Consider the following 19,047-nt stretch of genomic DNA (forward strand, 5'->3'; position numbering starts at 1 on the left):
CCCTATACGGTAGTTTAGCTGCAAAGCTTGGAGGTAATATGACCAAGTCTGAACTTATTGAAAGACTTGCTGGCCAGCAATCTCACATACCGGCGAAAGTCGTTGAGGATGCAGTGAAAGAAATGCTTGAACATATGGCTGGAACACTAGCTGAAGGTGAGCGCATTGAGATCCGAGGATTTGGCAGTTTTTCTCTTCACTACCGTGCTCCGCGTGTTGGCCGCAATCCAAAGACTGGCGATAAAGTTGATTTGGATGGTAAGTACGTTCCGCACTTTAAGCCAGGCAAAGAACTGCGCGATCGCGCTAATATCTACGGTTAAGCTGTTTACGGCTTACCGCGTTATTATTTATACCCAAAGTGCTTGGAGCGATTGTTCCAAGTAAAATAGGTATAACGCTGATACGAAACGGTGCCTTTAACGGCACCGTTTTTATTTTGCACCTCATTTCTTCATTTTTTATGTATCCACCACTCCAGAACGTACTTTCCTTTCAATAATGCCCGCTCGTTTTAGAGGCATCCCGCATTTCCATGATTAATTTTGCAACAAGATAAAGCGGTTCGCGAACCCACTCTAAATGCCTGTTTTTAATGCTGGCTGTATTCCCTCGCTCCATAGAAAATCAGCATCTTACTTACGAAGTAACGGATGGCAATGATGCTATCTGGTAATAATAAAATGGACGGTCTCATATCACTTTATCAATTGATCATGCCGCTACGGCGATAGTTGTCGGGTTACTCCCTCTCATGTTTTTGCCTCAACTGCCAGGGACTATCACCATTAGCACACTCCTGCTCTTGGCTGCATTGCTATGGACCCGCAGTCATCTCTATTGTCAGTGCCTTACGCTGGCCCTAATTAGCTTCGTTTGGGGCAGTTGGCACGGAGACAGGGTATTGAAGCAAATTGCTCAGTTGACTCAAAGGGAGTTACACGTTGTTGGAATAATAAAAAGCCCGCGCTTGGCAGAAATAGAAAGCAATCAGGTGCTATTAGATATTCAGCAAGTTAATGGGCAGCGAGTCTTTCCACCGATGACTGTGATGATTAAGTGGCAAAAGAACCTCGCATATTGTGCCGGTCAGCGGTGGAACTTGCAGCTAAAGATGCGGGGCGTGCACAGTTTACTTAATGAGGGTGGCTTTGATAGCCAGCGCTGGGCGGTAGCTAATCGTCGCCCATTACAAGGACGAATGATTCATGCTCAATTACTTGACGCACGCTGTAATCTTCGCCAACAGGCAATTCAGACGATCGAACAGCAGCTTGAACCCTATGAGCAACGAAAAGTATTGCTGGCGCTGGCTTTTGGGGAGCGGCGGCAAACAGAGACTCAATTCTGGGCGCTATTACGTGATACGGGCACGGCACACCTCATGGCCATTTCTGGTTTGCACATTGCCATGGCTGCGTTATTCGGTGGGGCAGTGGCGCGCTGTGTACAATTTTTCCTTCCTGTGAGTTGGATCCGACCATTGTTCCCTCTGTTGGTTGGCTGGCTTATTGCAATGGTCTATGTCTGGCTGGCGGGCGCGAATCCACCTGCGGTTAGAGCTGCTATTGCCTTAACACTATGGCTGTTGCTCAGATTGATGGGGATATCGTGTAGTGCATGGCAAGTGTGGTTGTGGGCGTTGGCACTCATTTTACTGAGTGACCCACTTGCCGTCCTTTCCGACAGTTTCTGGCTCTCCTGCCTGGCGGTCTTTAGCTTGATATGTTGGTTCTATTGGATGCCGCTTTCACCCTGTTTTAAAAGAGGCTGGCGTGGAGGGGTTATCCGCTGCTTACATTTGCAATTGGGCATGATGTTATTGTTGATGCCGATACAAATCGTTCTTTTTCATGGCATCAGCTTATTTTCAATACCCGCGAATCTCTGGGCAGTTCCTCTGGTTTCTTTGGTTACAGTCCCTTGTGTCTTGTTGGCATTGGCTTTTGCACTATTTCCGGCTATTGCTACTGTGTTTTGGTCTTTGGCCAATGTATCGCTAACTGCTGTATTTTTACCTCTTAATTATTTGAGTTCAGGGTGGTTTTATACTGGTGCCGCATTTGTCGCTTTGGGGGCTGGCGGCTGGCTAGCAATGCTTATTTGGCGCTTTCAATGGTGGCGTAGCTATCCCATTGGGATAATAGTCCTTTGCGTAAATGTGGCACTGTTCATTCAGCGGCGTGATGAATATCTCTGGCGCGTTGATATGCTGGATGTTGGACACGGTCTGGCGGTGGTGATTGAGCGAGGAGGAAAGGCAATCATATTTGATACAGGCAACCGCTGGGCTACCGGCAGCATGGCATCAATGGTTGTTCTACCTTATTTACGTTGGCGTGGTATTACCGTCGAGCAAATTATCCTTAGCCATGACCATCAGGATCATACTGGCGGGTTGATCGAGCTTCAGTCTGCTTTTCCTCTGGCTACAGTCCGAGCTTCATTCCCTTTAAAGAATGTCATCAATGCATTGCCTTGCAAGAAAGGAGAAGTATGGCAGTGGCAAGGCTTAAATTTCGAGGTTTTATGGCCTATGACACAAGTGGCTAATGCACAAAATGATTATTCATGTGTTATTCGCATTGATGATGGTCAGTACAGTTTATTGCTGACGGGGGATCTGGAAATGAAGGGTGAACATGAATTAGTTAAACTTTTTCGGGGAAAATTAGCATCCACAGTGCTACAGGTTCCCCACCATGGCAGCAACTCATCTTCAACTGCGCCCTTTCTGCGGGCGGTGAAACCAGAATTGGCATTTACTTCTGTTGCACGCTATAACCAATGGCACCTGCCCGCCAGAAAAGTCCTGAAACGTTATCAAAAAAATAGCATTATCTGGCGTGATACTGCGGTCTCAGGGCAACTAAGTGTGCATTTTTACAGCGATAGTTGGCAAATTAATGGCTATCGAGAACAATTAATGCCACGTTGGTATCACCAGCAATTTGGCGTTGGAGGTCATAATGAGTAGAATGGGCCGCTATTTCTTCTGGTGCTGGTATTTGCATGATGAATGATAAAGATCTATCCACTTGGCAGACGTTCCGTCGCCTCTGGCCAATGATCTCTCCTTTTAAGACCGGTCTTGTAGTTGCGGCGATAGCATTAATCCTTAATGCCGCCAGTGACACGTTTATGCTGTCATTACTGAAACCATTGTTAGACGATGGTTTTGGTAAAGCTAACAGCTCAATTTTAAAATGGATGCCTCTGGCCGTAATTGGTCTGATGGTTGTTCGTGGTGTGACCGGCTTTATTTCAAGCTATTGCATCTCATGGGTCTCTGGCAAGGTCGTGATGCATATTCGTCGCCGCCTATTCAGCCATATGATGGGAATGCCGGTGTCCTTTTTTGACCAGCAATCGACCGGTACTCTGTTATCACGTATTACTTATGACTCGGAGCAAGTTGCTGCATCTTCTTCTGGTGCACTGGTCACCGTCGTGCGGGAAGGGGCCTCGATTATCGGCTTGTTCATCATGATGTTTTATTACAGTTGGCAGCTGTCGCTGATTTTAATTGTCATCGCACCGATTGTGTCGGTCTCTATCCGATTGGTTTCTAAGCGTTTTCGTAATATCAGTAAAAACATGCAAAGCACCATGGGGGAAGTGACGACCAGTGCAGAGCAAATGCTGAAAGGGCACAAAGAAGTTTTGATCTTTGGTGGGCAGAAAGTTGAAACCGAGCGCTTTGAAGCGGTCAGTAATCGTATGCGTCAGCAAGGAATGAAACTGGTTTCTGCCTCTTCCATCTCAGACCCGATCATTCAGTTGATTGCCTCTTTTGCCTTGGCATTTGTGCTCTATGCGGCAAGTTTCCCCAGCGTAATGGAAACGCTAACGGCGGGGACGATTACTGTCGTGTTCTCAGCCATGATTGCTCTGATGCGTCCATTGAAGTCATTGACCAACGTGAACGCGCAATTCCAGCGTGGTATGGCGGCTTGCCAGACGCTATTTACTATTCTGGATATGGAGCAGGAAAAAGATGATGGCAAATTGGAAGTGGAGCGCGCTAAAGGCGATATAGAATTCCGTCACGTGACGTTCTACTACCCTGGCAAAGATACCCCTGCATTGAACGATATCAATATGCACCTCGAAGCGGGTAAAACCGTAGCATTGGTCGGGCGTTCTGGTTCTGGGAAATCGACAATCGCCAATCTACTGACGCGTTTTTATGATGTAAGTGAAGGCAGTATTTTGATGGATGGTCATGACTTGCGTGAGTATCGGTTGGGTTCGTTACGTAATCAGGTCGCGTTGGTTTCGCAAAATGTTCATCTATTCAACGATACAGTTGCCAATAACATCGCTTATGCACGCGATGAGCATTACAGCCGTGCAGAAATCGAAGAAGCAGCCCGAATGGCTTATGCGATGGACTTTATCAATAAAATGGAAAATGGCTTGGACACAGTCATTGGTGAGAATGGTGTCATGCTTTCTGGTGGTCAGCGCCAGCGTATTGCCATTGCGCGTGCTTTATTGCGTGATTGCCCAATATTGATCCTGGATGAAGCCACTTCGGCGTTGGATACTGAATCTGAGCGGGCAATTCAATCCGCATTGGATGAGTTACAAAAGAACCGAACTTCATTGGTTATTGCCCATCGCTTATCCACCATTGAAAAAGCCGATGAGATTCTGGTTATTGAAGATGGCCGTATTGTTGAACGTGGTGTGCATGCCGAATTGTTGGCGAAAAAGGGCGCTTATGCCCAACTTAACCGTATGCAGTTTGGCCAATGATTGAACGTATCTGGTCTGGGAAATCGTGGCTGTATTTATTGCTGCTACCGCTATCCTGGCTATATGGTGCAATCACTTGGCTAATCCGAACCAGCTATACACTGGGGCTGCGCTCAAGTTGGCGCGCTCCAGTGCCAGTTATCATTGTGGGCAATCTTACTGCTGGGGGGAATGGTAAAACTCCGGTGGTTATCTGGTTGGTGGAACACTTACAATCACGGGGCTACCATGTTGGTGTAGTGTCTCGCGGTTATGGTGGCAAGTCAGATGTGTACCCGTTGTTGCTCTCCAATGAAATAACCACTGCACAGGCCGGTGATGAACCCGTGTTGATTTTTCAGCGCACCGGTGCGCCAGTTGCTGTCTCGCCAACACGTTCTGAAGCGGTCAAAGCCTTACTGAAAAATCACAAGCTGGATTTCATTATTACCGATGATGGTTTACAACATTACGCGCTACAGCGTGATTTTGAGCTAGTGGTGATTGATGGTGTGCGCCGCTTTGGTAACGGCTGGTGGCTTCCTGCGGGGCCAATGCGGGAACGGGCCGGGCGATTGCACAGCGTGGATGCGGTGATAACCAATGGCGGTGTTGCAGCCACCGGCGAAATACCCATGCAGTTAGTCGCACGGGAGGCTGTCAATTTGGTCACAGGCGAGCGCCTTTCGGCACAGCAGTTACGGCATGTCGTTGCTATGGCCGGAATTGGCCACCCGCCGCGTTTTTTTGCCACGTTGAAGCAGTTGGGCATTGAGCCAAAAAATGAATATGCCTTTGCAGATCATCAAGATTATTCATTAGCTCAACTTAGCCCACTCACATCAGGGCCACAAATTTTGCTGATGACCGAAAAAGATGCTGTCAAATGCCGTGCTTTTGCTCAACCTAATTGGTGGTATCTACCTGTAGATGCACAGTTGCCACTGGATCAGGCTGAACAATTGCTACTGAAAATTCAGGCTCTCTCCCGTCATTCGTCGTAATTCAATTTATAAACCCAGTGACGCACGTTTCAGCGCTTTTGCACATGCTGCTAGCGAGCGCTGCTGAGTTTGTTCGTACAATTGCAGTTCATCAATGACTTCAACGCCCAAATCACGTTGAAAATCCTGCTGGTTGGAATGTCCAGCAAAGTGACTTTGCCCTTTATCCCCTAAATTGGATTGGAAAATCCCCGCAGCACTGACTGGTAAAAAATCCTCGTAAACCAAAGGCTCATATCGAATGAACTCGGCGTGGATTAATTCATCCAAGGTTAAATTTTGGATGGATACCGCAGCAACACTGAGACTTTTCTCTGTGGGAAAATAACGGAAAAAGGCGAGTTTTTCTGCTCGCATCGTCGGATAATCATCAGGAAACTGGCGAAACTGCTCGCTGAGAATAGCGCTATATTGCTCAGCATTTTTCTCATTCGCTGGAACCTGTAGTTGATCCTGTGCGGCCTGCAATAAACAGTCATATAGAGCACGTCCTTTCGCCGTCAGTGCGGCACCACGCTGTTCTATCTCTCCGAAACGGGCGGTGTGGTGCCCTTGAACTAACAGCCCATCGGTAGAGACGAAGGCGACTTTTTCTTCCAATGCCTTAAAACTGGTTTGTCGCAACAGTATTGGGCAATGACGTGGCGGTGGGCCTTCGATCACGGCTTTTGGAGTAATGTTATGTTCCGGCATCGCCGTTTGCACGGCATCTATATTCAGTGTCCGTGGGGTCAGGTGATTAATATGTGGCCCCTTAAAAGCGACGACATCAGCAATTAGGCGATGTTGATCATGCAGTTGCTGATAAACCTCGACACTGACTGTAGCCTGATTATGCCAGCGGAATATCTCCAACGCTTGGGTGATAAAATCAGTCGCGTCATCATCAGTTAGCCCACCTGCTGTTTCATTTTTGACAATTAATTCGATAACACGCGAGGTGAAAATGTTTCGTTTAGCAAGAATATCAGCAGCTTGCTGCCTCAGTTCAGATTGTTCTATTAACTCTAGGCGCAACAGTGAGGTGAAAATTCTAAATGGACAGGCTTGCAGTGAGGCCTCATGTATGGCGCGAAATGCTGTGGAGTGAACAGGCACACCTGCGGGGGCCAGATCATAATAGCCCACGGGGACCATACCCATGACAGCAAACAAGCGACGTAAGGTGGCAAGTTCGGCAGCCGTTCCTACCCGGATAGCACCATGCCGCTCCATACCAAGCCGCTCGATTTCCCCGGTTTGGCGTAAATGGCGAGTCAGTTCGGGTTGTTGCTCCATGTTGTGATTGTTAATGTCAGCAACCAATTGCAATAAGGTGCCGTACAGTGGGACTTCGGTCTGATACATGTCGGACATGGCACGAGAGAATCTGGCACGGATTTCATCGGGATGAACAAATGGTTGGTGAGTCATAATCAGATTGCTCCTGTAGCCTGGTTATCGCGTCTGTTAAACGTGCATATTCAAATTTTATTTTAGGTTGATATTGGTAAATTGGAGGGTAAGCAGCGGAGAATATTGAATTTTTATGCGTAGCATCTCATTGATGCTGCCCTGTGATACATATTCCCAGATAAAATGGTTGCATGGTGGTATGTTTTATGAGTAAATAGCCGTCGGCCTGTGATACAGACCTATTTATGTGTAAGAGTGTACGAGAGTAAAGCAAAGCAGTTCCTCCCAAGACGTTATCTTCTGATGCCGCTTCAAAGACGAACCTCCTAGTATCTCCGATAAGTAACTCCCATAAGTAATGTTTCTGATGCAGACCCGCTATCTTGATAGCGTAGAGTGCCTTATGGCAGATTTATTAGTATTTGTATTTGATAGTAAAGGTAAAAGTTATGTCTAAGAAAACTGGTCAGGTTAAGTGGTTCAACGAAGCTAAAGGTTTTGGTTTTATTGAGCAACATGATGGCGGTAAAGATGTGTTTGTTCACTTCTCTGCAATCGCAACTGATGGTTTCAAAACTTTGGCTGAAGGCCAACGTGTTGAGTACACCATCCAAGACAGCCCGCGCGGGCCGGCTGCTGCAAACGTTGTTGCTCTGTAATTCAGAACGATAATGTTTGAATAATCTTGGAAACCGATGATGATACTGATGTGTTAATCATCTATCCGGATAACAAAATTCTAAAACCCGCATATATGCGGGTTTTTTCATAAAATCAAGCTCATAGAGGTTTAATCAGAAAACTTTAGGATGGGCAACTGCATCTAAACAATAAATAAAAATGAGTTGTTAGGATGCCCAGTAAAAGGAAATTTATTATGACGTTAAAAATGGGTCGAGTGAAATGGTTCAACCAGTCCGAAGGCTACGGTTTCATTTCTCCGCATGATGGTAGCTTGGATGTGTATGTCAGCAAGACAGCCATTGCCAACACCAAAAATAAATCACTGAGTGAAGGGCAGCACGTTGAATTCTCTACTTATCGTAGTATTCATGGGCCGTCAGCCGCTGATGTGATCGCTTTCTAAGAAAACGGCTACCCAAGGGTAGCCGTTTTTACTCTTCTTACTTGACGTCGTAGCGCCAATTATTTTGAGTTGTTTCGCCTCTATTCGACTTATTTTCGTCGCTGGGCTGTTTTGCAGGTGCTTCTATTTGTATTTTTGCGGCTTAGTTGCTGAAGTTAGCAAACAGCGCAATAATTTTATGGAATACTTTCATTTCTTACTCGATGTACATAATTGTGTGATGTCAGTCACAAAATAATACTCTTCGATATTCAACATATCAATAACAAAACCAACATTTATCACTCCAATTGCAGAGAGTATTTACTTATATTAATGCTGATTAACATAACTGCTTGTTATTAATCGCTGATGCTCATGACGGCGTCGGCGTTGTTACCCTGCAACAGCAGTTATGGTATCCTCGACCACTTTCCCGCTGGCTAAACTCCATTTTGGAGGATGTATGGATCACCGTTTACTCGAAATCGTTGCCTGCCCGGTCTGCAACGGCAAGTTATACTTCAATAAAGAAAATCTTGAACTGGTGTGTAAAGCAGATAACCTGGCTTACCCAGTGCGTGATGGTATTCCGGTCTTGCTAGAGAACGAAGCTCGCCCACTGTCAATTGATGAGAAGCACGCATGAGTTTCATTGCTATAATTCCCGCCCGCTATGCCTCAACCCGTCTACCCGGTAAGCCACTGGCTGATATTGCTGGCAAACCGATGGTTGTTCATGTGATGGAGCAAGCGTTGGCGTCAGGTGCCACTCGGGTGATTGTGGCAACAGACCATCCAGATGTCGTGAAAGCGGTTGAGGCTGCCGGGGGCGAAGTCTGTCTGACCCGTGCTGATCATCAGTCTGGTACCGAGCGTTTAGCGGAAGTCATTGAGCGTTATGGTTTTGCCGATGATGACATTATTGTCAATGTGCAGGGTGATGAGCCACTGGTTCCTCCAGTGATTATTCGTCAGGTCGCTGATAATCTGGCGGCCTCTAGCGCGGGTATGGCCACTTTAGCTGTGCCAATTGAAAGCAGTGAAGAAGCCTTTAATCCTAATGCAGTCAAAGTGGTAATGGATGCTCAGGGTTATGCGCTCTATTTCTCGCGCGCGACCATCCCATGGGAAAGAGAGCGTTTTGCTCAATCCAAAGAAACCATTGGTGATTGTTTCTTACGCCACATTGGCATCTATGCTTATCGCGCCGGTTTTATTCGCCGTTATGTTAATTGGGCACCCAGTAAACTTGAGCAAATAGAGTTATTAGAGCAACTTCGTGTGCTGTGGTACGGTGAAAAAATCCACGTTGCAGTGGCAAAAGCTGTACCCGCAGTGGGGGTTGATACTCAAGAAGATTTGGACCGCGTTCGGACGATTATGCTCAACCAGCCATCCTAGCGAGAGCGACACACGCCAGTCTTAATTGAGGCTGGCATTGTCATTTTCCGCCGATCGTTCGATTTTTATTGTGGATGTTATTTGATCTGCATTCTAGAAATATCCCGCCCAGCATCCCATTATAAAGAATCATTTCCAGATAATCGGACAAAGCCTTATGGAACAGCTGAAAGCTGAATTAAGTGTAGTGATTGGGGAATCGATCACTCGCCTTGAACGCATCAGCGAACAACCTTATGCCCACTTGTATGCGATGTATAACCAACAGGGGCAGGCTATCCCATTATTAGCAAAAAGTTATGTCTGTCAGGGGATTGCACAGCAAGAGGCTTATAAATTGTCGATGCTGTCGCGTGAGGGCGATATCCGCTTACCGACCGTGTACGGCTTGGTCATGACCCATCAATCCCCATATAAAGAAATTCTTCTAATGGAGCGCTTGCGTGGCGTTTCAGTGGAAGCACCAACTCGGACGGGAGAGCGTTGGGATGCTCTGATGGATCAGATAGTGGAAGGGGTATTAGCCTGGCACCGAATTGACAGCCATGGTTGCGTTGGCAATGTTGATAGCACACAGGAAAATGATTGGTTCAGTTGGTATCAGCAGCGAGTCGAAGTGCTGTGGGCCACGCTGTCTAATATGAATTCCCCAGTCATGACCCTAGAAGACCGCGCGGTGCTTTATCGTGCTCGAGCGTCCTTAAGTTCACTTTTTGTTGGTTTTGACGACAGCTCTGTGTTGGTTCATGGCAATTTGACATTACGCAGTATGCTGAAAGATGCGCGCAGCGACCAGTTACTGGCGATGCTTAATCCTGGCCCCATTCTTTGGGCACCGCGTGAATATGATCTTTTCCGCCTCAGTGAAGAAGGGATGCCGAGTCAGCTATTTTACCGTTATCTCAATAAAGCACCGGTTTCTGAATCCTTTGTTGCCCGTCGTTGGCTTTATACCCTTTGGGAATTGGTCTCTCGCTTTATTCATACGGGCAATTTGGATCGGACTTTATTTGATAGTGCGGCCCGGCAACTTTTACCTTGGTTAGATTAAATACCCCTGAACTTGTCATCTAAAATCTATTGGGTATAGCTCTGCCTCTATGCTCAATTTTCCGGAGCATGATTTTCAGTTAATTTTTGCCATATCAATCCCAATGTCTCATACCAGGCCCGTTCTGAATGCCCTAAATAAATAGCGGCTGGAATGGCACGCTCCCAACTATGCAGTGGCGTAGTAATGGCCAATTGATTGGCGGGCGCCGGGATTGGGTGTAAACCTTTGGCTTCAAAGAATTTTATGGCTCGCGGTAGGTGACTGGCAGAAGTGACTAATAAAAATGGCTTATCACCGACCACGTTGGCAACAGCGGAGGCTTCTTCCGCTGTGTCTTTCGGCTGCTCTAACGCAATAATATCCTCCATCGGAACGCCCAAACTTTCTGCCACCTGCGCTGCTGTTTTGGCACTACTTTGGCTGTTGGGGCCTGCACCGCCGGTAAATATCATTTTCGTATTGGGGTGCGCGCGATAAAGCCTGATGCCTTCTGTTACCCGCGGCAAACTATTCGAGAATAAATTGGCACTGGGTGCCCAATTCGGATTAAACGTGTAGCCGCCACCGAGGACAACAATGTAATCTACGGGGTCGTTGCCGTGATAAGTGGCGTAGTGTTTTTCTAATGGCAATAGCAGGCGATCTGCGACAGGTTGCAGGCTAATAAGCAATAATACCAGCCAACTTAATGCAAAAAGCGTTTTGCCGCTTTTCTGCCAACGGGTAAACCACAATAAGATTAATGCCAGCCCCATAAGTATAAGCACTAAGGGTAGGGGCATTAATAAGCCGCCAACAAACTTTTTTAGGGTAAAAAGCATAAAAACAGAGACCTTTTGGCTGAAAAAACGGCATTTGGTGATGATTACGGGCCAAGAAGATTTATTCTAAGTCAGGCTGTGCCAAAATAGCAGGTTGGTAGTTATTCTTTTTGCTGTAGCCATTGATTTGCACGTCTCTATCAAGGCCGGTAAATCAATAGTTATATTGATGATGGTGGAACAGTTATCCATGCAGGATCGCAATTTCGATGATATTGCCGAGAAGTTCTCCCGCAATATCTACGGCACGACGAAAGGAATGATTCGTCAGGCGGTAGTTTGGCAAGATATCACCGGGCTGTTAGCGCAGTTACCGCAACGGCCGTTACGGATTTTAGATGCGGGTGGCGGTGAAGGGCATATGGCTTGCCAATTAGCGGCATTGGGCCATCAGGTTCTATTATGTGACTTGTCCGCTGAGATGATTCAGCGAGCAAAAGTGGCCGCCGAGGAAAAAGGTGTGAGCCACAACATGCAATTTGTACAAAGTGCGGCACAAGACATCACACAACATTTAGAACAGCCAGTTGATCTGATATTGTTTCATGCGGTTTTAGAATGGATTGCAGAGCCTCAACAAGTTCTGCAAATACTTTGTAATGTATTAAATCCAGGTGGCGCGCTTTCATTAATGTTTTTCAATGCCAATGGGCTGGTGATGCGTAATGCGGTATTAGGTAACTTTCAGTTGGCAATACCGGGCGTCAAAAGGCGCCGACAGCGCTCGCTGTCACCGCAATATCCTCTGGACCCACCGGTTGTATATGGCTGGCTTGAGCAAATGGGTTTATCCATTAGTGGTAAGACAGGAGTCCGGGTGTTTCACGATTACATGAAGAATAAACAGCAACAAGTTGATGAGTTTGCTGAATTATTGGAGCTGGAACAGCGCTATTGCCGGCAGGAACCCTTTATCAGTTTGGGGCGCTATGTGCATGTCTCTGCGTTCAAGCCGAATCTGAAGGACCCATTATGAGTGAATTTTCCCAGACAGTACCCGAACTGGTCGCCTGGGCGCGAAAAAATGATTTTTCGATTACTCTGCCAACGGAGCGTCTGGCCTTTCTTATGGCGATTGCCACCTTAAACGGTGAGCGGCTGGACGGCGAAATGAGCGAAGGGGAGTTGGTTGATGCATTTCGTCACGTCAGTAAAGGTTTTGAACAGACGAGCGAAACCGTGGCAGTGCGTGCCAATAATGCCATCAATGACATGGTGCGCCAGCGTTTACTGAACCGCTTTACCAGTGAAATGGCCGACGGTAATGCTATTTACCGCCTGACGCCATTGGGCATTGGTATTACAGATTATTATATCCGCCAGCGTGAGTTCTCGACTCTACGGCTATCAATGCAGTTATCGATTGTGGCACAAGAGCTGCAACGCGCAGCAGAGGCAGCAGAAGAGGGCGGCGATGAATTCCACTGGCATCGCAACGTCTTCGCCCCACTGAAATATTCAGTTGCTGAAATTTTTGACAGCATTGATATGACGCAGCGTTTGATGGATGAGCAGCAACATAGCGTGAAAGAAGATATTGCCGCGCTGCTTAATCAAGACTGGCGTGCTGCCATTGCCAGCTGCGAAATGTTGCTATCAGAAACCTCCGGCACTCTGCGAGAGCTGCAAGACACGTTAGAAGCGGCGGGTGATAAACTTCAGGCGAATTTATTGCGCATTCAGGAAGCCACCATCGGCAATGCGGGGCTGGATCTGGTTGATAAACTGGTGTTTGACCTGCAAAGCAAACTTGACCGTATTATCAGTTGGGGTCAGCAGGCGATTGATCTGTGGATTGGCTATGACCGCCACGTACACAAGTTTATCCGTACTGCAATTGATATGGATAAAAATCGGGTATTTGCCCAGCGCTTGCGCCAATCAGTACAGAACTATTTTGATAGCCCTTGGACCCTCACCTACGCTAACGCCGATCGCTTGCTAGATATGCGCGATGAAGAGCTGGCGCTGCGCAGTGAAGAGGTCACAGGGGAGCTGCCACCGGATCTGGAATTTGAAGAGTTTAATGAAATCCGTGAGCAGTTAGCCGCCATGATTGAGCAGGCATTGCTGGTTTATCAAGAGCAGAAATTGCCGCTTAATCTGGGGGAAGTGATGCGCGATTACCTCGCGCAATATCCGCGTGCTCGTCATTTTGACGTGGCTCGTATCCTGGTCGACCAGGCAGTTCGCCTTGGTGTGGCCGAAGCCGATTTCTCAGGGTTACCAGCCGAATGGTTGGCAATCAATGATTACGGAGCCAAGGTGCAGGCACATGTCATCAACAAATATTGAAGTAGTAATGCCGGTTAAACTGGCTCAGGCATTGGCCAACTCACTGTTTCCGGCGCTCGACAGTCAATTGCGTGCTGGCCGCCATATTGGTATTGATGAGCTGGATAATCATGCTTTCCTGATGGATTTTCAGGAGCAACTGGAAGAATTTTATACCCGCTATAACGTGGAATTAATCCGTGCTCCGGAGGGTTTCTTCTATCTGCGTCCGCGCTCTACCACTCTTATCCCACGCTCGGTGTTATCTGAGCTGGATATGATGGTTGGCAAAATTCTCTGTTATCTGTATCTCAGCCCAGAGCGCTTGGCCCATGAAGGGATTTTCGCGCAGCATGAGCTATACGAAGAGCTGTTGAGTCTGGCCGATGAGAGCAAATTGCTGAAGTTCGTTAACCAGCGCTCAACCGGTTCAGATTTGGATAAGCAGAAGTTGCAGGAAAAAGTACGAACGTCACTCAACCGGCTACGGCGCTTGGGGATGATCTATTTTATGGGCAATGACAGTAGCAAATTTCGCATCACTGAGGCGGTGTTCCGCTTTGGTGCTGATGTACGCAGCGGTGATGATCCACGTGAAGCCCAGTTACGTATGATCCGTGATGGAGAAGCCATGGCGGTAGAGAACAGTCTGTCACTCCATGATGAAAGTGATGAAAACGATATCACCATGGGCAATGCAGCGGACAGTGCAGAGGATGAACAGGAATGATTGAACGCGGAAAGTTTCGCTCACTGACCTTGGTTAACTGGAATGGCTTTTTCGCCCGGACATTCGATCTTGATGAGTTAGTCACCACTTTATCTGGCGGTAATGGTGCAGGTAAATCCACCACCATGGCCGCTTTCGTCACGGCATTAATTCCTGACCTGACGTTGCTGCATTTTCGTAACACCACAGAAGCCGGAGCCACCAGTGGTTCCCGCGATAAAGGTTTGCACGGTAAGTTGCGTGCAGGGGTGTGCTACTCAACACTCGATGTGGTCAATTCTCGCCATCAGCGCGTGGTAGTTGGCGTGCGCCTGCAACAAGTTGCCGGGCGTGATCGAAAAGTTGATATCAAGCCGTTCACCATTCAAGGATTGCCAACCGCGATTCAGCCGACTGAAATTCTTACTGAAGTTGTGGGTGAACGTCAGGCGCGCGTGTTGTCTTTACAAGAGCTGAAAGAGCGCGTTGAAGAGATGGAAGGGGTGCAGTTTAAGCAGTTTAACTCCATCACTGATTACCACTCGCTGATGTTTGATTTAGGGGTGATTCCGAAGCGTTTGCGCTCTTCGGCTGATCGCAGCAAGTTCTACCGTTTGATTGAAGCGTCATTGTACGGCGGTATCTCCAGCGCCATTACCCGCTCATTGCGCGATTATTTATTGCCAGAAAATAGCGGAGTACGAAAAGCCTTCCAAGACATGGAAGCGGCGCTGCGTGAAAACCGCATGACCCTTGAGGCGATTCGTGTCACCCAATCTGACCGTGACCTGTTTAAGCACCTGATCTCAGAGGCGACGTCTTATGTTGCGGCTGACTATATGCGCCATGCTAATGAGCGGCGTATTCACCTTGATGATGCTTTAGTACTGCGTCGTGATTTGCTGGCGAGCCGCAAGCAACTGGTGACCGAGCAGTATCGGCATGTCGAAATGTCCCGTGAGTTGGCGGAGCAAAGTGGGGCAGAATCTGATCTTGAGACCGACTACCAAGCTGCCAGTGATCACTTGAGTCTGGTGCAAACCGCGATGCGCCAGCAGGAAAAAATCGAACGCTATCAAAGTGATTTGGAAGAGCTGACTTACCGACTGGAAGAGCAAAACGAAGTCGTTGCCGAGTCAAGTGAGCAGCAAGCTGATAATGAAGCGCGGGCCGAAGCTGCCGAGCTGGAAGTGGATGAACTGAAAAGTCAGTTGGCTGATTATCAGCAAGCGCTGGATGTGCAACAGACGCGAGCTATTCAATATCAGCAAGCATTGCAGGCTTTGGATCGCGCGCGCGCGTTGTGTCAGTTGCCGGAGTTAACCGCAGATAATGCTGAAGAGTGGTTGGAAACTTTCCAGGCCAAAGAGCAGGAAGCGACCGAGTCTTTATTGCAGCTCGAACAAAAACTGAGTGTTGCCGATGCCGCACACAGCCAATTTGAGCAAGCTTATCAGTTGGTGGTTGCGATTGCCGGTCAGGTCAGTCGTAGCGAAGCTTGGCAGACCGCCCGTGAATTATTACGTGACTGGCCATCCCAGCAACATTTGGCCGAACGTGTCCAACCATTGCGCATGCGCCTATCCGAGCTGGAACAGCGCTTGCGTGCCCAGCAGGATGCTGAGCGTTTATTGCAAGAGTTTTGCAAGCGTCAAGGGCAGAACTATCAACCAGAAGAGTTGGAAGAGTTACAGCGTGAGCTGGAATCACAGGTTGAAGAGCTTTCTCTTAGCGTCAGCGATGCCGGCGAACGGCGCATGGAAATGCGTCAGGAACTGGAACAGCTGAAACTGAAAATTCAGGAACTGACGGCGCGAGCCCCCGTTTGGCTGGCAGCGCAGGATGCCTTGAGCCAACTGAGTGAGCAAAGCGGTGAAGCGCTGGAAGACAGCCGTCAGGTCACCGAATACATGCAGCAGTTGCTGGAGCGCGAACGCGAAACCACGGTTGAACGTGATGAAGTAGCGGCAACCAAGCGCGCCATTGATGCGCAGATCGAGCGTTTGAGTCAACCAAGTGGTGCTGAAGATCCACGGATGATTGCGTTAGCCGAGCGTTTTGGCGGCGTATTGCTCTCTGAGATTTATGACGATGTGACTATCGATGATGCGCCATACTTCTCCGCATTATATGGTCCATCACGCCACGGTATTGTGGTACCAGACCTGTCATTGGTGCGTGATCAATTGCTGGGGTTGGAAGATTGTCCAGAAGATCTCTATCTCATCGAGGGGGATCCACAGTCATTTGATGACAGTGTTTTTGCCGTTGAAGAGCATGAAAAAGCGGTCGTGGTGAAAATTGCGGATCGCCAATGGCGATATTCCCGCTACCCGGAAGTGCCCCTGTTTGGCCGTGCGGCCCGTGAAAATCGCCTGGAGTCGCTGTATCAAGAGCGCGATAGCTTGGCAGAACGTTACGCGACGTTGTCATTTGATGTGCAAAAAACGCAGCGTTTACATCAAGCATTCAGCCGTTTTATAGGTTCCCATCTGGCGGTGGCATTTGATTCAGATCCCGAAGCTGAAATTCGCTTGCTGAATACTCGCCGTGGTGAAATTGAGCGAGCGCTGAGTGCGCACGAAGACCAAAATCAGCAGCAACGTCAACAGTTCGAACAGGCCAAAGAGGGGATTTCAGCCCTTAACCGATTGATACCGCTGGTTTCATTGCTGCTTGATGATACGTTAGCCGACCGTGTTGAAGAAATTACGGAAGAGTTAACCGAAGCACAAGAAGCGGCTCGGCATATTCAGAAACACGGCGCTTCTCTGACCAAACTGGAACCCTTGTTGGCGGTGCTGCAAAGTGATCCGCAGCAACATGAACAATTACAAGAAAACTATGTGCTGGCACAAAACAGCCAACGTCAGGCGAAACAGCAAGCTTTTGCCCTGACGGAGGTGGTTCAGCGCCGCGCGCACTTTAGCTATACCGACTCTGCGGGCATGCTGACGGAGAACTCTGATCTTAACGATAAATTGCGACAGCGTTTAGAGCAGGCTGAAGCCGAGCGTACTCGCGCCCGCGAGCAGTTACGTCAGTATCAGGCTCAGTTCACTCAGTACAATCAAGTGTTAGCGTCATTGAAAAGTTCCTATGACGCCAAGCGCGACATGCTCAAAGAGTTGAGTCAAGAGCTGGTGGATATTGGTGTTCAGGCTGATGCGAATGCGGAAGCCCGCGCCCGTGCTCGCCGTGATGAATTACATGCTGCATTGAGTACCAACCGTTCGCGTCGTAATCAGTTGGAAAAACAACTGACGTTCTGTGAAGCCGAGATGGACAGCTTGCAGAAAAAACTGCGTAAGTTGGAGCGAGATTATCATCAGATTCGCGAGCAAGTGGTGAATGCTAAAGCAGGCTGGTGTGCCGTGATGCGGATGGTGAAAGATAATGGTGTTGAGCGCCGTTTACATCGCCGCGAATTGGCTTATATGGATGGTGACGAGCTACGTTCGATGTCGGATAAGGCGTTGGGGGCACTGCGTTTGGCTGTGGCCGATAACGAACATCTGCGTGATGTGCTGCGGTTGTCGGAAGACCCTAAACGACCTGAACGGAAAATTCAGTTCTATATCGCGGTGTATCAGCATCTGCGTGAGCGAATTCGGCAGGATATTATCCGCACCGATGATCCGGTTGAAGCCATTGAACAGATGGAAATTGAGCTGGGTCGTCTGACGGAAGAATTGACCGCCCGTGAGCAGAAACTGGCGATCAGTTCAAAAAGTGTGTCGAATATCATCCGTAAAACCATTCAGCGCGAACAGAACCGCATCCGTATGCTCAATCAGGGCTTACAAGCGGTGTCATTCGGTCAGGTGAAGAGTGTGCGGTTGAATGTGAATGTGCGCGAAGCCCACGCCACCCTGCTTGATGTGTTATCTGAGCAACAAGAACAGCATCAGGATTTGTTTAACAGTAATCGGCTGACCTTCTCTGAAGCACTTGCAAAACTGTATCAGCGCCTGAATCCACAAATGGATATGGGGCAACGTTTGCCACAAACCATCGGTGAAGAGTTATTGGATTATCGTAACTATCTGGAGCTGGAGGTTGAGGTTTACCGGGGTGCAGATGGTTGGTTGCGAGCTGAGAGTGGGGCATTATCAACTGGTGAAGCTATCGGTACGGGGATGTCTATTCTGGTGATGGTTGTTCAGAGTTGGGAAGAAGAGTCTCGTCGTTTACGTGGCAAAGATATTTCTCCTTGCCGCTTACTGTTCCTCGATGAAGCGGCGCGTCTGGATGCGAAGTCTATCGCGACATTATTTGAGCTGTGCGAGCGGTTGGAAATGCAATTAATTATTGCTGCGCCGGAAAATATTAGTCCGGAAAAAGGGACAACCTACAAGTTGGTGCGAAAAGTCTTCCAAAATCATGAGCATGTACATGTGGTCGGTTTACGTGGTTTTGCGAACGAAATACCAACACTGCCATCGAAGCCCGTTGAGCAACAGCAGCCTGGTTAATTATCAATCAGCAAAGACGTAATAATAATTTATTCCCTTTAATGGCCGCTAAGCGGCCATTTTTTATTTGCTATCACATTTGAGGGTTATATTTTATAACCAGAG

General features: G+C 48.0%; 15 protein-coding genes. 13 read left to right on the plus strand and 2 right to left on the minus strand.

The features are described 5' to 3' along the window. The first annotated feature begins 38 nt into the window (after window positions 1-38). The 4 genes from ihfB (at window position 39) to lpxK (ending at window position 5,744) form a co-directional block, all read left to right on the plus strand. Window positions 39-323, plus strand: coding sequence for an integration host factor subunit beta (gene ihfB / locus ACIOG0_RS08430; protein ID WP_050097124.1), 285 nt, complete (start codon window positions 39-41; stop codon window positions 321-323). Window positions 324-754: 431 nt separating this feature from the next. After that, window positions 755-2,977 (plus strand): ComEC family protein, encoded by a 2,223-nt coding sequence (locus tag ACIOG0_RS08435; RefSeq protein WP_235895330.1) that lies wholly within the window; start codon window positions 755-757, stop codon window positions 2,975-2,977. Between the two features lie 35 nt (window positions 2,978-3,012). Beyond that, window positions 3,013-4,761, plus strand: a complete 1,749-nt coding sequence (gene msbA / locus ACIOG0_RS08440) for a lipid A ABC transporter ATP-binding protein/permease MsbA (protein WP_050097126.1) — start codon at window positions 3,013-3,015, stop codon at window positions 4,759-4,761. Then, window positions 4,758-5,744, plus strand: coding sequence for a tetraacyldisaccharide 4'-kinase (lpxK, locus tag ACIOG0_RS08445; protein ID WP_050097127.1), 987 nt, complete (start codon window positions 4,758-4,760; stop codon window positions 5,742-5,744). Before msbA ends, lpxK begins: the two co-directional genes overlap by 4 nt. Before the next feature lie 6 nt (window positions 5,745-5,750). On the opposite strand, the gene ACIOG0_RS08450 is transcribed toward lpxK, so the two are convergent. Then, window positions 5,751-7,157, minus strand: coding sequence for a VOC family protein (locus ACIOG0_RS08450; protein WP_128450870.1), 1,407 nt, complete (start codon window positions 7,155-7,157; stop codon window positions 5,751-5,753). Between the two features lie 431 nt (window positions 7,158-7,588). Between ACIOG0_RS08450 and ACIOG0_RS08455 the strand changes: the two genes are divergently transcribed. From ACIOG0_RS08455 to ACIOG0_RS08475, 5 genes are all read left to right on the plus strand, one after another. Continuing rightward, window positions 7,589-7,798, plus strand: a complete 210-nt coding sequence (locus tag ACIOG0_RS08455) for a cold shock domain-containing protein (protein ID WP_005159934.1) — start codon at window positions 7,589-7,591, stop codon at window positions 7,796-7,798. Between the two features lie 218 nt (window positions 7,799-8,016). Continuing rightward, window positions 8,017-8,226: a cold-shock protein gene (locus ACIOG0_RS08460; protein WP_025378781.1), complete on the plus strand. Its 210-nt coding sequence runs from the start codon at window positions 8,017-8,019 to the stop codon at window positions 8,224-8,226. A 445-nt stretch (window positions 8,227-8,671) separates the two neighbouring features. Continuing rightward, window positions 8,672-8,854, plus strand: a complete 183-nt coding sequence (locus ACIOG0_RS08465; RefSeq protein WP_004700032.1) for a Trm112 family protein — start codon at window positions 8,672-8,674, stop codon at window positions 8,852-8,854. Next, a complete protein-coding gene (gene kdsB, locus ACIOG0_RS08470; RefSeq protein ID WP_128450869.1) occupies window positions 8,851-9,609 on the plus strand; it encodes a 3-deoxy-manno-octulosonate cytidylyltransferase in 759 nt (252 codons plus the stop codon). The genes ACIOG0_RS08465 and kdsB overlap by 4 nt, the downstream gene beginning before the upstream one ends. A 157-nt stretch (window positions 9,610-9,766) precedes the next feature. Further along, a complete protein-coding gene (locus tag ACIOG0_RS08475) occupies window positions 9,767-10,660 on the plus strand; it encodes a YcbJ family phosphotransferase (protein WP_050097130.1) in 894 nt (297 codons plus the stop codon). Between the two features lie 53 nt (window positions 10,661-10,713). Here the strand turns inward: ACIOG0_RS08475 and elyC are convergent, their stop codons facing one another. Continuing rightward, window positions 10,714-11,484, minus strand: a complete 771-nt coding sequence (elyC, locus tag ACIOG0_RS08480) for an envelope biogenesis factor ElyC (RefSeq protein WP_050139698.1) — start codon at window positions 11,482-11,484, stop codon at window positions 10,714-10,716. Between the two features lie 190 nt (window positions 11,485-11,674). Between elyC and cmoM the strand changes: the two genes are divergently transcribed. Genes cmoM through mukB form a run of 4 tightly spaced genes read left to right on the plus strand, consistent with a single transcriptional unit; the run spans window position 11,675 to window position 18,942 of the window. Next, window positions 11,675-12,460 (plus strand): tRNA uridine 5-oxyacetic acid(34) methyltransferase CmoM, encoded by a 786-nt coding sequence (gene cmoM, locus ACIOG0_RS08485; protein ID WP_050097132.1) that lies wholly within the window; start codon window positions 11,675-11,677, stop codon window positions 12,458-12,460. After that, the gene (gene mukF / locus ACIOG0_RS08490) at window positions 12,457-13,779 is read left to right on the plus strand and encodes a chromosome partition protein MukF (RefSeq protein WP_050139697.1); all 1,323 of its coding nucleotides are present in this window, start codon (window positions 12,457-12,459) and stop codon (window positions 13,777-13,779) included. The genes cmoM and mukF overlap by 4 nt, the downstream gene beginning before the upstream one ends. Then, window positions 13,760-14,488, plus strand: coding sequence for a chromosome partition protein MukE (gene mukE / locus ACIOG0_RS08495; RefSeq protein ID WP_050097134.1), 729 nt, complete (start codon window positions 13,760-13,762; stop codon window positions 14,486-14,488). The genes mukF and mukE overlap by 20 nt, the downstream gene beginning before the upstream one ends. After that, complete coding sequence (gene mukB / locus ACIOG0_RS08500) at window positions 14,485-18,942, plus strand: chromosome partition protein MukB (RefSeq protein ID WP_050139696.1); 4,458 nt, start codon at window positions 14,485-14,487, stop codon at window positions 18,940-18,942. The genes mukE and mukB overlap by 4 nt, the downstream gene beginning before the upstream one ends. Window positions 18,943-19,047 lie beyond the last annotated feature (105 nt).

This window comes from Yersinia vastinensis (assembly GCF_044905075.1).
GTDB classification, from domain to species: Bacteria; Pseudomonadota; Gammaproteobacteria; order Enterobacterales; family Enterobacteriaceae; genus Yersinia; species Yersinia vastinensis.

Bases quoted from the DNA above. Each gene is read 5' to 3' on its own strand.
- mukB (WP_050139696.1), top strand. From the start codon at position 14,485: ATGATTGAACGCGGAAAGTTTCGCTCACTGACCTTGGTTAACTGGAAT.
- cmoM (WP_050097132.1), top strand. From the start codon at position 11,675: ATGCAGGATCGCAATTTCGATGATATTGCCGAGAAGTTCTCCCGCAAT.
- mukE (WP_050097134.1), top strand. From the start codon at position 13,760: ATGTCATCAACAAATATTGAAGTAGTAATGCCGGTTAAACTGGCTCAG.
- lpxK (WP_050097127.1), top strand. From the start codon at position 4,758: ATGATTGAACGTATCTGGTCTGGGAAATCGTGGCTGTATTTATTGCTG.
- elyC (WP_050139698.1), bottom strand. From the start codon at position 11,484: ATGCTTTTTACCCTAAAAAAGTTTGTTGGCGGCTTATTAATGCCCCTA.
- ACIOG0_RS08475 (WP_050097130.1), top strand. From the start codon at position 9,767: ATGGAACAGCTGAAAGCTGAATTAAGTGTAGTGATTGGGGAATCGATC.
- ACIOG0_RS08465 (WP_004700032.1), top strand. From the start codon at position 8,672: ATGGATCACCGTTTACTCGAAATCGTTGCCTGCCCGGTCTGCAACGGC.
- ACIOG0_RS08460 (WP_025378781.1), top strand. From the start codon at position 8,017: ATGACGTTAAAAATGGGTCGAGTGAAATGGTTCAACCAGTCCGAAGGC.
- msbA (WP_050097126.1), top strand. From the start codon at position 3,013: ATGATGAATGATAAAGATCTATCCACTTGGCAGACGTTCCGTCGCCTC.
- ACIOG0_RS08455 (WP_005159934.1), top strand. From the start codon at position 7,589: ATGTCTAAGAAAACTGGTCAGGTTAAGTGGTTCAACGAAGCTAAAGGT.
- mukF (WP_050139697.1), top strand. From the start codon at position 12,457: ATGAGTGAATTTTCCCAGACAGTACCCGAACTGGTCGCCTGGGCGCGA.
- ACIOG0_RS08450 (WP_128450870.1), bottom strand. From the start codon at position 7,157: ATGACTCACCAACCATTTGTTCATCCCGATGAAATCCGTGCCAGATTC.
- kdsB (WP_128450869.1), top strand. From the start codon at position 8,851: ATGAGTTTCATTGCTATAATTCCCGCCCGCTATGCCTCAACCCGTCTA.
- ihfB (WP_050097124.1), top strand. From the start codon at position 39: ATGACCAAGTCTGAACTTATTGAAAGACTTGCTGGCCAGCAATCTCAC.
- ACIOG0_RS08435 (WP_235895330.1), top strand. From the start codon at position 755: ATGTTTTTGCCTCAACTGCCAGGGACTATCACCATTAGCACACTCCTG.